The organism is Xenorhabdus ehlersii, assembly GCF_003610465.1.
GTDB lineage: Bacteria > Pseudomonadota > Gammaproteobacteria > Enterobacterales > Enterobacteriaceae > Xenorhabdus > Xenorhabdus ehlersii.
This window is the reverse complement of sequence record NZ_RAQI01000002.1, coordinates 712,354-725,023: the sequence shown is the minus strand read 5'-3', so window position 1 is coordinate 725,023 and position 12,670 is coordinate 712,354. Positions and strand designations below refer to the sequence as shown.

Annotated in this window: 12 protein-coding genes; 6 read left to right on the top strand and 6 right to left on the bottom strand. The window is 42.5% G+C overall.

The window, feature by feature from the left end; translation table 11 throughout:
• The first annotated feature begins 5 nt into the window (after positions 1 to 5).
• The gene (gene bamC / locus BDE27_RS09255) at positions 6 to 1,052 is read left to right on the top strand and encodes an outer membrane protein assembly factor BamC (protein WP_099131350.1); all 1,047 of its coding nucleotides are present in this window, start codon (positions 6 to 8) and stop codon (positions 1,050 to 1,052) included.
• Positions 1,053 to 1,144: 92 nt separating this feature from the next.
• Entirely contained in the window at positions 1,145 to 1,858 is a 714-nt protein-coding gene (purC, locus tag BDE27_RS09250) for a phosphoribosylaminoimidazolesuccinocarboxamide synthase (protein WP_099131349.1), read from the top strand.
• A gap of 98 nt (positions 1,859 to 1,956) precedes the next feature.
• On the opposite strand, the gene BDE27_RS09245 is transcribed toward purC, so the two are convergent.
• Positions 1,957 to 2,310, bottom strand: a complete 354-nt coding sequence (locus tag BDE27_RS09245) for a hypothetical protein (RefSeq protein WP_099131348.1) — start codon at positions 2,308 to 2,310, stop codon at positions 1,957 to 1,959.
• A gap of 347 nt (positions 2,311 to 2,657) precedes the next feature.
• On the opposite strand from BDE27_RS09245, the gene BDE27_RS09240 reads away from it, so the two are divergent.
• Positions 2,658 to 3,110, top strand: coding sequence for a DUF441 domain-containing protein (locus BDE27_RS09240; RefSeq protein ID WP_099131347.1), 453 nt, complete (start codon positions 2,658 to 2,660; stop codon positions 3,108 to 3,110).
• Positions 3,111 to 3,183: 73 nt separating this feature from the next.
• Positions 3,184 to 5,319, top strand: coding sequence for a tRNA(Met) cytidine acetyltransferase TmcA (locus BDE27_RS09235; RefSeq protein WP_099131346.1), 2,136 nt, complete (start codon positions 3,184 to 3,186; stop codon positions 5,317 to 5,319).
• Here the strand turns inward: BDE27_RS09235 and BDE27_RS09230 are convergent.
• The 5 genes from BDE27_RS09230 to BDE27_RS09210 form a co-directional block, all read right to left on the bottom strand.
• A complete protein-coding gene (locus BDE27_RS09230) occupies positions 5,264 to 5,458 on the bottom strand; it encodes a YpfN family protein (RefSeq protein WP_072059750.1) in 195 nt (64 codons plus the stop codon). The genes BDE27_RS09235 and BDE27_RS09230 overlap by 56 nt on opposite strands.
• A gap of 129 nt (positions 5,459 to 5,587) precedes the next feature.
• A complete protein-coding gene (locus tag BDE27_RS09225) occupies positions 5,588 to 6,256 on the bottom strand; it encodes a M15 family metallopeptidase (RefSeq protein WP_099131345.1) in 669 nt (222 codons plus the stop codon).
• On the bottom strand, positions 6,253 to 7,380 hold the full coding sequence (dapE, locus tag BDE27_RS09220) for a succinyl-diaminopimelate desuccinylase (protein ID WP_099131344.1): 1,128 nt from the start codon (positions 7,378 to 7,380) through the stop codon (positions 6,253 to 6,255). Before dapE ends, BDE27_RS09225 begins: the two co-directional genes overlap by 4 nt.
• Positions 7,381 to 7,394: 14 nt before the next feature.
• A complete protein-coding gene (locus BDE27_RS09215; protein ID WP_099131472.1) occupies positions 7,395 to 7,817 on the bottom strand; it encodes an ArsC family reductase in 423 nt (140 codons plus the stop codon).
• Between the two features lie 317 nt (positions 7,818 to 8,134).
• Entirely contained in the window at positions 8,135 to 8,770 is a 636-nt protein-coding gene (locus BDE27_RS09210) for a response regulator (RefSeq protein WP_099131343.1), read from the bottom strand.
• A 543-nt stretch (positions 8,771 to 9,313) separates the two neighbouring features.
• Between BDE27_RS09210 and maeB the strand changes: the two genes are divergently transcribed.
• A complete protein-coding gene (gene maeB, locus BDE27_RS09205) occupies positions 9,314 to 11,593 on the top strand; it encodes an NADP-dependent oxaloacetate-decarboxylating malate dehydrogenase (protein WP_099131342.1) in 2,280 nt (759 codons plus the stop codon).
• Between the two features lie 159 nt (positions 11,594 to 11,752).
• The gene (locus BDE27_RS09200) at positions 11,753 to 12,670 is read left to right on the top strand and encodes a ChaN family lipoprotein (RefSeq protein ID WP_099131341.1); all 918 of its coding nucleotides are present in this window, start codon (positions 11,753 to 11,755) and stop codon (positions 12,668 to 12,670) included.

The window sequence follows — 12,670 nt, the reverse complement described above, 5'->3', positions numbered from 1 at the left end:
TTTTAATGGCAACATTATTGCAAAAATCGAAGGTCATGAAGATTGCTGGTCTGTCATTGGTGGTTTTTTTAGCTGCCTGCTCCAGTGATCAGCGCTATAAACGCCAAATAGGCGGGGATCAATCCTATCTTGACACGCCTCCAATGAAACTATTGAACGTCCCCGCGGGAATGGCATTACCGCTGCAAAATGGTGAGTATAATATTCCGACAACAACGGCAACGGGGGCTGTGGGTGAAGATTTGGATATACGTCCTCCGTTGCAAGCTCTTGCATTGTTGACGGGTTCCCGCGTTGAAAATAGTGCTAACAGCAGTAAGTTGTTGCTTGAAAATACTCCGGAATACAGCAATTTATGGTCTCAGGTAAACAATCTGTTGGCGGAAAAAGGGTATAAAATCAGCCAGAAAGATGAAGCAGCACAAACCCTGGCGACAGATTGGGTTACATGGCAACGGGCAGATGAAAATGTTCCTTATCAGGGGCGTTACCGTATTTCAGTTACTAAACAGGATTACCAAATAGCGCTATCTGTTGCGAATGAAGGTTTGAAACAGGGAGAAAAGGAAATTACCGATCCGGTACAAATCCAGCGTTATAATGTCGTGATGCTTAATAAATTGGCGGGTGACTTAAGCCAGCAACAAGAAGCTGCGAGCCTGAGCAGTGCTAAAAATTCAGGTCCATTATCTGTACAAAGTGGTAGTGATAATACTGGATTGCCGCAGATCATCGTGCGTGCACCCTATAACGTGGTCTGGAACAGATTGCCGTACGTGTTGGATAGCATAGGCATGGAAGTCACGGATCGTACACGCTCTACAGGCGCAATAGCGGTGACTTATAAAGGACGCAGTTCCTCTGATTGGAAAGCAATAGGGGTAGACGCGCCTTCTATCAGCGAAGGAAATTACAAGTTACAGGTGGGTGATTTGGATAACCGAAGCAGCCTGCAATTTATCAGCGACAAAGGCAAGCCGTTGACTCAATCTGAAAATGATCAAATGGTGGCTGCGCTGGAAGCCGTATTTAGCCAATCCAAAGATAAGTAATATATAAAAGGGGCTCAGGCCCCTTTTATATTTTTGGTGCGTTTTTTGTTTAATCCTTTACGTTTAAAGATGTCATATTTCTGGAGTGTAAAATGCAGAAGAAAGCTGAGTTGTATCGTGGAAAAGCAAAAACAGTGTATACCACTGATAATCCTGATTTACTGGTACTGGAATTCCGTAATGATACATCAGCATTGGATGGTGAACGCATCGAACAGTTCGATCGCAAAGGAATGGTGAATAATAAATTCAATCATTTCATTATGAAAAAACTGGAAGAAGCGGGTATTCCTACGCAAATGGAACAACTGTTGTCAGATAATGAATGCTTGGTGAAAAAACTAGATATGGTGCCTGTTGAATGTGTTATTCGTAACCGTGCCGCAGGTTCCCTGGTTAAGCGTTTGGGAGTGGAAGAGGGGATGGTGCTGAATCCGCCATTGTTTGACCTGTTTCTGAAAGATGATGCCAAACACGATCCTATGGTTAATGAATCTTACTGTGAGACATTCGGTTGGGTGAGTAAAGAGCACTTATCTGAAATGAAACGCCTGAGCTATAAGGCCAATGAAGTATTGAGCAAGCTGTTTGACGATGCGGGTTTGATTCTGGTGGATTTTAAGTTGGAATTTGGTTTGTTCAAGGGCAATGTCATATTGGGAGATGAATTTTCACCGGATGGTAGCCGTTTATGGGATAAACTGACGATGGATAAAATGGATAAAGATCGTTTTCGCCAAAGTCTCGGTGGCTTGATTGAAGCGTATGAAGAAGTTGCGCGCCGTATTGGTGTTATTTTGGACTAGTGACGCAAACGATTACTTAAAAAATATAATATAAAATAGGCAGGATGCTCCGATAATCAAAAGGGCATCCTGTCCCTGTTTTGCACGTTAAATAAACTTTAAAGTAGGGATTTAGTTATTTGTTTCCAGCCCTTTTGGTGCATACAGTCGTAATAAAATTCACTTCTAGAACCCTTGTTGACATCAGTCACATAGCTTTCGACCATGGGAACATTTTGACTGTAGTAACCGTTTTTTCCACATTGCTCTTTATTGATACAAGGTTGCTGCACCATTTGCAGTGTTGATCTTTGGGCTACTTCATTTTTAATCGGAAATTGTTGTAATGCTGACAATCTGCATTCAACTTTTGCTTCACTGAAAGGGACAGGATTACTAGTTGCAGGTACCCATTGGGTGGTGCAACCCGCTAAGGAGATACAGATTATCATAGAGGAGGTTAATTTTTTCATATTCATATCGCTTATACGAACGCATATTAGCTGTAAGGCACTTCTTACAACCTTTCTGCTTTACCTTAGTAAAAAGGCGCTGGTGTTTAAAAGGTTAACTATCAGGAAATAGGGGTTGTATCTTGGTTTATATGGCTAATTATTTATCAATGTGATTGTTTAAAGCAAGGATGTTAACAAACTACTCGTTGTTGCGCTATTACCCAATTTTGGGATGGCTCTTTATGAATATTTTTGATTAAGTGCAAAAATTTTAAGTTATCATCTTTTCCATGCCAGAATTTATGTTTCCTGGTTTAAAAATAATCAAATATTGATCTATCGGAGTTTATGGGAAATAAAAACTCATGAGTCACATCGATCCTACTTTACTTATTTTACTCGTGCTTGCAGGGCTCGGTATTATCAGCCATAACATGACAGTGACACTTGCCATGTTATTTCTATTGGTAGTTCGTATCACACCACTGAATCAGTTTTTCCCTTGGGTGGAAAAGTACGGCTTGACGATAGGTATCCTGATTCTGACTGTAGGAGTCATGGCACCTATCGCAAGCGGAAAAATATCCGCCCAGGACATCTTTAGCTCTTTCTTAAATTGGAAATCACTGTTGGCTATTGCTGTTGGTGTCCTTGTGTCATGGTTGGGAAGCCGTGGTGTAGCTTTAATGTCTGGCCAGCCTTCTACGGTGGCTGGGTTATTGGTCGGCACTGTGTTGGGAGTAGCTCTATTTAAAGGCGTTCCGGTAGGCCCTCTGATTGCCGCTGGTATTTTATCGCTCATGATTGGTAAATCGTGATCATGCGGGTAGCCATTTTAACCATCAGATACTTCACATGTTATACATGTTTATTTTATGGATAATTCGCACTATGTATAGCGTATGGGCAATGTTGCAGGCACAGATGCAACAACAAGGACAGCGCCGTTTAGTTGTTTTGAGTGGTGATCCGCAATGGAGTGAATTGATTGTCAATCAACTGACAAAACAGTTTCACGGGGATTGGTTAACGGTTTCAGCCCATGTATCTGGTGCTATTGATCCAACAAAAGCCGTCAGCTTGCTTGGGCGTGAATTCTTGCATGGTGTTTTTGATGCTACTCAAGGGCTTAATGCTGAAGCATTGGCGATACTGGCTGGTACACTGAAAGCGGGAAGCTGGTTGGTGATGCGTGTACCAGTCTGGTCACAATGGCCAGAACAGCCTGATGAAGATAGTTTGCGTTGGAATGAATCGGCAGGCATTATTTCGACGCCTAATTTTATTCGCCATATTCAGCAGCAACTCCTTGCATTCCCTGAAGTATTATTATGGCGTCAGGAAATACCGTTTCAGATATCTCAGATACCACCATTGCCTGCAACCAGAGCATGGCAGATGCCAGATGGTAACCCAACGGTAAGCCAGCAATCCATTCTTGAAGAATTGCTACAGGCCACGCGAGGCGTTTGGGTGATCACCGCACCACGGGGGCGAGGAAAATCGGCTTTGGCAGGAATGTTGGTACGATATTGGCAAGGAAAATGCTGGTTATGTGCCCCTGCAAAAATAACCACAGAAGTTATTCGGCGTTACTCTAGTATCCCAGATTCTGCTGAACAAAAGTCTTTGGAACAAGAAACACCTTTTTGGTCAGTAGACAATTTGTTGAAATATTGCCGAGCGAAAAAAGGTAAACAGGAAAATAAAGGCGATGCTGATTGGTTATTGATCGACGAAGCAGCCGCGATCCCAACGCCACAATTAGCAGAATTGATCCGCTATTTTCCACGAGTATTGTTGACCTCAACAGTCCAGGGTTATGAGGGAACGGGACGCGGTTTTTTGTTGAAACTCTGTGCTGAATTGCCTGATTGCCATATTCGTGAATTGAAAACCCCAATGCGCTGGGCTGAAAATGATCCATTGGAAGCATGGCTGGATAGTGCTTTGTTGTTCGATGATAAACCGTTCATTGATGACACACGATTAAACGCGGAAGCATTGCATTTTCATCCGATCTATCAACCTGAGTGGTTACAACACTCCACATTATTGCGCCAATTTTATGGCTTATTAACCAGTGCGCATTACCGTACGTCTCCCCTTGATCTGCGGCGATTAATGGATGGTAACGGGATGACATTTTTGTCTGCTATTTCTGGGATGCCAGAGCATAAGCAACAATTGATTGGCGCTTTGTGGATGGTGAATGAAGGCGATTTGTCACAGACATTAGCACATGAGATTTGGGCAGGACGTCGGCGGCCAAGAGGTAATTTGGTGGCTCAATCTCTGGCGGCACATGGCGGTTTTCCGCAAGCTGCCACTTTGCGATCACAGCGAATTAGCCGTATTGCTGTGCAAGCTCAATATCGCCGTCGGGGTATCGCCCAACATTTGATCATTCAGCAATGTCAGGAAGCCAGTAAACAAAAATTGGATTTCATCTCTGTCAGTTTTGGTTATACCGCTGAACTGTGGGCTCTTTGGCAAAAATGTGGTTTTCGTTTGGTGAGAATGGGGACTCACCAAGAAGCAAGTAGTGGTTGTTATACCGCGATGGCTGTTTTGCCTTTGAGTGAGCAAGGGGAACGATTTGCCCAATCCGCACAACAGCGATTATCCAGAGATGCCAGAGGATTAGAATCGTCACTCGGTTTTGCCTTGCCAGTTGAGCATGATTGTGACGAACAGCTCAATGACAGTGATTGGCAGGAGTTGGCTGGGTTTGCATTTGCTCATCGTCCTCTGTCAGCGTCTTATTTTGCATTACAGAGATTATTGTTGAAGAGCAATCTGGCCTTGCCTGCGTTGAGAAAGCATCTTCAACAGCGGCTAAGTATCGAACAATGTGTTAGTGACTTATCGCTGAGTGGTCGTAAAGCCCTATTAACACACTGGCGTGAAGAGACTGCCGATGCATTGGCAAGCATCGATAAAATACTTGCCAAGCACTGGAGAGATTGGGTTATTTCTTGCGATCCCGCTGCGGCCAATCATCTTCATCATCCCATTGATCATTAAGATCTCGGTGCGGGGGCAATTCGGGTTTGTTATCTAAGAAAGATTTCTTATCGACGCGGCTTAGTGCTTTTACTGCATTAACGATAATGCCGACGAGCACTAACAGAACAATCCACCAATAATCTATCAACCAATGCATGGTATTTTCCTCAGAATGTTTAGAGCCTCTTCCATGAGGCTCAGGAGCCTAATGAATTATTTCTATCTGTTAATTATTTTCATGACCAGCTATTTTGCTGAACTGTTATTTTCCTGATTTATAGTTTTCTTAATCTATTATCCTGATGTATTTTTCAAATATATAGGATAGATTGGTTTTTAACCAGTTTATGCCGGCAATATCACGATATTTCCAAGCACTCAATAGAATTTGTTCATCGAATAAATTTTCAGCTTCATGGGATAATGGCCAATAGCTGATATGCCACGGTTCATAAGCTACACCTGCATCGTGGCGCGTAAAGGGACGGTAGAAATCATAGTGAGACATGTTTTCTGTCAGCCAGTGGGTTAATGGTTCAAAGTACCCGCCGTTTTCATACTCCCACGGCTCTAGCTGCAATTTTTTACCTTCTGGTAGCAGAAAGGGATCGTAAATATCCAGCTCCGTACCCCAATGATGACGGCTTGCTCCTGGCAGAGCTGACCAGCGGAGAATAGCTTCACAACGTTCCCCTTCATCCATTTTCGAGATATCAAGAGGCTGGCTATTCTCATCTAATACTGGACGCTGACCACGGAATTTCTCATTCCAGATAGTTTGCTGGCGTGTGAAATCGCGGAACGAACTGGCAGGTTGTAGCTTAAAACCTGCTTTGGCAGCTTCTTTCTGCATGGCAAGAAACGCTTTGGTGGCATTAAACTGCAAACGGTGATTGCCGGTAAGAGTGATCAGGTGATCAGTGGACAGGCCGGTCAAAGCTTCAGGTGTCATCATTTGATTAATTGCTCCATGATACGTTGATAAATCAGGCTCAATTCTTGTAAATCAGTTACCTTGACACATTCATTGGTTTTATGGATGGTGGCATTAATTGGCCCCAATTCCACGACCTGAGCCCCCATCTTAGCAATAAAACGTCCATCTGATGTACCGCCACTGGTTGATAGCTCTGGTTTATATCCACAATAGTGCTCAATAGATTCAACTACAGTGTCAACAAGAACCCCCTTACAGGTGAGGAAAGGCTGGCCTGATAACCACCAGTCAATCTCATATTTTAGATGATGCTTTTTCAGCATATCTTCAACCTGTTGGCGGATCTCGCTATCTGTCAGTTCAGTGCTGAAACGGAAATTAAATTGCACCCACAATTTACCAGGAATAATGTTATTACTGCCGGTTCCCGCCTGAATATTGGCGATTTGCATACTTGTAGCAGGGAAAAATTCATTGCCGTTATCCCACTGAGTATTGATGAGTTCTTGCAGAAAAGGCATTGAACGATGGATAGGGTTATCTGCCAACTGTGGATAAGCAACATGTCCTTGGGTGCCAAAGCTAGTTAAGCTGGCAGTTAGCGATCCTCGTCGTCCGTTTTTGATCATATCCCCAAGGCATTTCTGGCTGGATGGCTCTCCCACCAGGCAATAATCCAAACGTTCATGGCGGGACATTAACTCTTCAACCACCTTAACTGTACCATTGGTGGCTTTAGCCTCTTCGTCGGAGGTGATCAGAAAAGCCAGACGGCCTTTGTGCTCAGGATTTTCTGCGACAAAACGTTCAGCGGCAACAACCATTGCAGCCAGAGAGCCTTTCATATCTGCGGCACCACGGCCATACAGCATTCCGTCACGAATAGAGGGTTCGAAAGGCGGAGTTTGCCATTGTGAGATATCGCCGGCAGGAACGATATCGGTGTGCCCAGCAAGGGCAAAAGTGACTCCGGTTCCACGATAAGCCCAGAAGTTCTCGGTATCGCCAAAAGGCATTCGTTCTATTGTAAAACCAATGTCTTGCAGGCGCTGGATAAGCAGTTCCTGACAACCTTGATCATCTGGGCTGATAGAAGGACGTTTGATTAACTGCTGAGCAAGGTCAATTACCGGACAAGCCATGATACTCTCCTCATCTAGTCATGCGAGAAAAATTGTTGATATTGTTCTGCCTTGAAACCGAGTAAATACTTTTCTATCCCCTCGCTTTTTGAACTTTCTGAGCCTGAGACCAATAGAGGGCGTTTTATGATTGAAGGGTGCTCCAGCATGAGTGCCTTGGCCGCGTCTGCATTGTTAATAGCTGCTTTTTGCTCGTCGGGTAATTTGCGCCACGTTGTGCCACGGGTATTCAGGAGAGATTCCCAGCCAACGTGTTCAATAAATGATTGAAGTAGCTCAGGGGAGAGACCATCAACCCGATAATCATGGAATTGATAAGGTATTTCTTGATCTTCTAACCAACGACGCGCTTTTTTTATGGTATCGCAGTTTTTGATACCGTAGAGAATGGATGTTTTGTGAGAAAGGGTATCTGGATGAAAAGGGGTATTTGACATGATGAGTGCCTTAGTTTTGTCTTGTTCAACATATCCGACATAATGCGGGAAACTGGCTATTTTATCCAGATAACGTATTTTTGCGCAGACTTTCTGTCTGCTTTTTCCTGGCATTGAAGTTACGGATGTTTAAATTATCGACAAAAACAGATTATCTTCATTTAAAGTAATAAATTTATAGATAATATCCTTATTTATTATATGTAAAATTAATTTGTTCCTAATTAATTTATAATTCTTGATAACCCACAATTTCCCCATTGATAAAAATGAGGGAAATTGTGTTTCGTATTGGGGCGTTAAGCAACAAGCCAATGTTAAATGAACTCTGTTTTTCTGTGTTTTAGGTAGATGATAGTGGCTTCGAGACGGGAACGTGATTTAAGTTTTTTCAATAAGTTACGGGTGTGAACTTTCACCGTTTCTTCTGAAATAAAAAGGAAATGAGCAATTTCTTTATTTGTCATCCCTTCTGCAATTTCTTTTAAAACATCTAACTCACGTTTGGTTAATTTTGATAATGGATCAACATAAAGATGGCGAGTGGATAAATATTGATGGATTTTTTCACTGAACACTGCATGACCATCTATGGCTTTTTTTATGTTGTTCAATAGAGAGGTAAGCTCGATATCTTTTAATAAATAACCATTCGCACCGGCATCAACTGCATCGTAAATATCACTTCTGTGATCTGAATCGGAAAGTACCAGTATATAGGAATCAAGCCCTTTGCGGCGGAGAGATTTAATCGTATCAATCCCTGAAAGACCATTGATTTTCAAATCTATCAGAATAATGTCAGGTTTTATTTGGCAAGCGATATTAATTGCGTCTTCGCCATTGCCAGTTTCGGCAGTCACAATGAGTTCTCGTTCTAATTCAATCAACCCTTTTAAGCCGTGACGAATGATAGGATGATCATCAACTATCATGACGGAATGATTATGCATATTCTTTCTCCCATATAGAAATGCAGATTTATGTTTAATAAAACATAAAAGACAGGTTTCTGCTTTATGTTAAATCGCTGTGTGATTTTTATGGAGTATATTGAATCATCGTTAATGAGATTCTGAAAATATATCCTGATATAAAAATAGAAATGGCGCAAACAGGTTTAACCACTCAGATGAAATGAAATTCACTTTCATAAGAAAATGTGTTTCCTTAATTGCTAATAATTTTCCAAATAAATTTGGATGAATATTTTATAGATTAAGTTTTGTTTTTGTAAACTTATTTTAAATGTTAATTTTAAAATCCATCTTTAATTAATTTATCAGGTTATTAATTTGAGATGAAATACCCCTATGTGGGTATCATTAAGATAATATCTATATAATATTGATTAACGTAACGTCATCATTTGTTTGTTTTTTGCACCTTGATTTTAAAGATTATGAACAAAATGTTGCTGACATCATGATTTAACCTTCCGTAACTATTATACTGAAACGGTTTTCACTAAGACATGACGCGTAAAGGATCTGATGATGGATGAAAAATTAAAACAAAGCGCTCTTGATTTTCATGAGTTCCCACAACCTGGAAAAATTACGGTTACACCAACCAAACCCCTGACAACGCAACGTGATTTGGCATTGGCATACTCACCGGGTGTTGCTGCACCTTGTCTTGAAATAGCAGAAGATCCTTTGGCAGCTTATAAATATACTGCACGTGGCAATCTTGTTGCGGTTATCTCTAACGGCAGCGCTGTCTTAGGGTTGGGTAATATCGGTGCATTAGCCGGTAAACCTGTTATGGAAGGGAAGGGCGTTTTATTTAAGAAATTCTCTGGTATTGATGTTTTTGACATCGAAGTGGATGAATCCAATCCTGATAAATTGATTGATATCATCGCAGCGCTGGAACCCACTTTTGGTGGTATCAACCTTGAAGATATTAAAGCACCAGAGTGTTTCTACATTGAGCAGAAACTCCGTGAGCGCATGAAAATTCCTGTATTCCACGATGATCAACATGGTACAGCCATTATCTGTACCGCAGCCGTGCTGAATGGATTGCGGGTAGTTAATAAAGACATTGGCAAGGTGCGCATGGTGGTATCGGGAGCTGGAGCTGCCTCAATTGCTTGTATGAACCTGCTGGTAGCATTGGGTTTGAAACGTGAAAATATTGTCGTCTGTGACTCAAAAGGGGTTATTTATCGTGGTCGCGAAGAGAGCATGGAAAAGACCAAGGCGGATTATGCTATTGAAGATAATGGCAGCCGTACATTGGCAGATGTGATCCCTGATGCTGATATTTTCCTTGGTTGTTCTGGGCCAGGCGTATTGACACAAGACATGGTAAAAACCATGGCAAAAAATCCGCTCATTATGGCATTAGCCAATCCAGAGCCAGAGATTTTGCCACCATTGGCAAAAGCAGTACGTCCTGATGCAATTATTTGTACTGGTCGTTCTGATTTCCCTAATCAGGTGAATAACGTTCTTTGCTTCCCGTTTATTTTCCGTGGCGCATTGGATGTTGGGGCTACAACCATCAATGAAGAAATGAAACTTGCCTGTGTGCATGCCATTGCTGATCTTGCACTGGCTGAGCAAAGTCAGGAAGTTGCTTCTGCCTATGGCGATCAAGACTTGTTCTTTGGCCCTGATTACATCATTCCAAAACCGTTTGATCCTCGCTTGATTGTAAAAATTGCACCGGCGGTAGCGAAAGCGGCGATGGAATCAGGTGTGGCAACCCGACCTATTACCGATTTCGGGGCATATATTGAGAAACTCAATGAGTTTGTCTATAAGACCAACTTATTTATGAAACCAATCTTTTCCCAAGCCAAAAAAGAGAAGAAACGGATTGTATTGGCAGAAGGGGAAGATGTTCGTGTACTACATGCGACACAAGAACTTGTCTCCCTTGGGCTGGCATTCCCTGTCCTGATTGGTCGCCCTGGCGTCATTGAAATGCGGATTAAAAAACAGGGGCTGCATATTGAAGCAGGTAAAGATTTTGAAGTGGTGAACAATGAAAATGATCCACGTTTCAAAGAATATTGGCAAGAATATTATCAAATGATGAAGCGCCGTGGTGTTTCGCAAGAGCAAGCACGTCGGGCAGTGATTGGTAATCCAACGCTGATAGGTACAATCATGGTGCACCGTGGTGAAGCAGATGGCCTGATTTGTGGCACTGTTGGCAGCTACAGTGAACATTATCAGGTCGTGAAAGATGTCTTTGGTTTCCGTCAGGGAGTGCATACTGCAGGTGCCATGAACGCTTTGATGTTACCGACGGGAAATACGTTCATTGCCGATACTTATGTTAATGAAGATCCAAGCCCAGAAGAGTTGGCAGAAATCACGCTGATGGCGGCTGAAACTGTTCGCCGTTTTGGTATTGAACCTAAAGTAGCCTTGCTATCACGCTCAAGTTTTGGCTCTTCTGATTGTGACTCTGCGCAAAAAATGCGTAAGACATTGGCATTGGTTCAGCACATGGCACCATCGCTTGAAATTGATGGTGAAATGCACGGTGATGCTGCGCTGGTGGAAAGTATCCGTCGCGATATCATGCCGGATAGCCCGTTGAAAGGCTCAGCAAACCTGTTAATTATGCCGAGTATGGAAGCGGCTCGTATCAGCTATAACTTGCTGCGTGTGACCAGTTCAGAGGGTGTAACTGTTGGCCCAGTTTTGATGGGGGTTGCAAAGCCCGTTCATATCCTGACACCGATTGCTTCTGTACGTCGTATCGTGAATATGGTGGCATTGGCGGCTGTTGAAGCACAAACAGATCCACTATAAAAATAACTCCCCACTCTAATCGTAAATTTGGGATAAATCGGTGAACTACCCTGTTAGGCTTATGCCTGGCAGGGTTTTTAAATTTGTAAATAATTCTCATTATCTATAGTATGCGGGCAATTTTTCTTTTGATGATTACTTTTTTAATGACTAACAGTTATGCAAACATCTACCCGTATAAAATCGACTTTTTTAACCAGTTCTCTCCTGCTTGGCGGTTGTTTTCTCGCAGGTTGTACCGCAGCTCTAAACAACGCTCAAAATAGCTCTCAGGTAGTGCAGCAAACTCTCCCTGGCGAGTTGATGCGATCTGGTGCGGTGCTTGATATGACAACAGGCAAAGCGATCACGCCAGATCAACTGCTGGAGCTATTGGCAAATTACCCTCGTGTCATTGTTGGTGAAAAACATGACAATCCTTACCATCACCAAATCGAGTTATGGTTAGTTCAGCAACTTGGACAAAAGCGTCCCCAGGGTGCCGTATTACTGGAAATGATTAACCCAAACCAGCAAGAAAAAGTGAATAAGGTGAAAAGCTGGTTGCAAGGTGATCCGATCGTCAGGGAAGAGCGGATTCAGAATTTATTGGCATGGCAACAGGGCTGGCCGTGGAAATGGTATGGTGATTTAGTTATGCAACTGATGAGAGCACCTTATCCTCTGTTGGCAGCAAATTTGGATCGCAGCGAAATTGAACAAGCGTATAAAAATCATGATGTAGAAGATAAAAATTCACTGGTTTCTGATGAGGTCAAAAAGCTGATTGAAGCCACAATTAAAAATTCCCATGGCGGAAATATAGAGCCACAACTTCTTTCTGGCATGACTAAGATTCAGCAAATGCGGGATCAACGGATGGCCGAGCAGCTAATTAAGGCTCCATCACCTGCCTTACTGTTTGCCGGAGGATATCACGCGGTAAAAGCCATGGGGGTTCCTCAGCATGTCAAAAAAATAGCGCCAAATGAAAAAATAGCCGTCTTTGTCATCGCGGAAGAGGGCGTTTCGTTAGATAGCGAATATGCTGATTTTGTCTGGTTTACACCCAAAGTAAGCGAAAATATAACTAAATAA

Coding starts and splice junctions, on each gene's coding strand:
- BDE27_RS09245 (WP_099131348.1), bottom strand. CDS start 2,310: ATGAAAAAATTAACCTCCTCTATGATAATCTGTATCTCCTTAGCGGGT.
- BDE27_RS09230 (WP_072059750.1), bottom strand. CDS start 5,458: ATGCATTGGTTGATAGATTATTGGTGGATTGTTCTGTTAGTGCTCGTC.
- BDE27_RS09235 (WP_099131346.1), top strand. CDS start 3,184: ATGTATAGCGTATGGGCAATGTTGCAGGCACAGATGCAACAACAAGGA.
- BDE27_RS09210 (WP_099131343.1), bottom strand. CDS start 8,770: ATGCATAATCATTCCGTCATGATAGTTGATGATCATCCTATCATTCGT.
- purC (WP_099131349.1), top strand. CDS start 1,145: ATGCAGAAGAAAGCTGAGTTGTATCGTGGAAAAGCAAAAACAGTGTAT.
- BDE27_RS09225 (WP_099131345.1), bottom strand. CDS start 6,256: ATGATGACACCTGAAGCTTTGACCGGCCTGTCCACTGATCACCTGATC.
- dapE (WP_099131344.1), bottom strand. CDS start 7,380: ATGGCTTGTCCGGTAATTGACCTTGCTCAGCAGTTAATCAAACGTCCT.
- BDE27_RS09200 (WP_099131341.1), top strand. CDS start 11,753: ATGCAAACATCTACCCGTATAAAATCGACTTTTTTAACCAGTTCTCTC.
- bamC (WP_099131350.1), top strand. CDS start 6: ATGGCAACATTATTGCAAAAATCGAAGGTCATGAAGATTGCTGGTCTG.
- BDE27_RS09240 (WP_099131347.1), top strand. CDS start 2,658: ATGAGTCACATCGATCCTACTTTACTTATTTTACTCGTGCTTGCAGGG.
- maeB (WP_099131342.1), top strand. CDS start 9,314: ATGGATGAAAAATTAAAACAAAGCGCTCTTGATTTTCATGAGTTCCCA.
- BDE27_RS09215 (WP_099131472.1), bottom strand. CDS start 7,817: ATGTCAAATACCCCTTTTCATCCAGATACCCTTTCTCACAAAACATCC.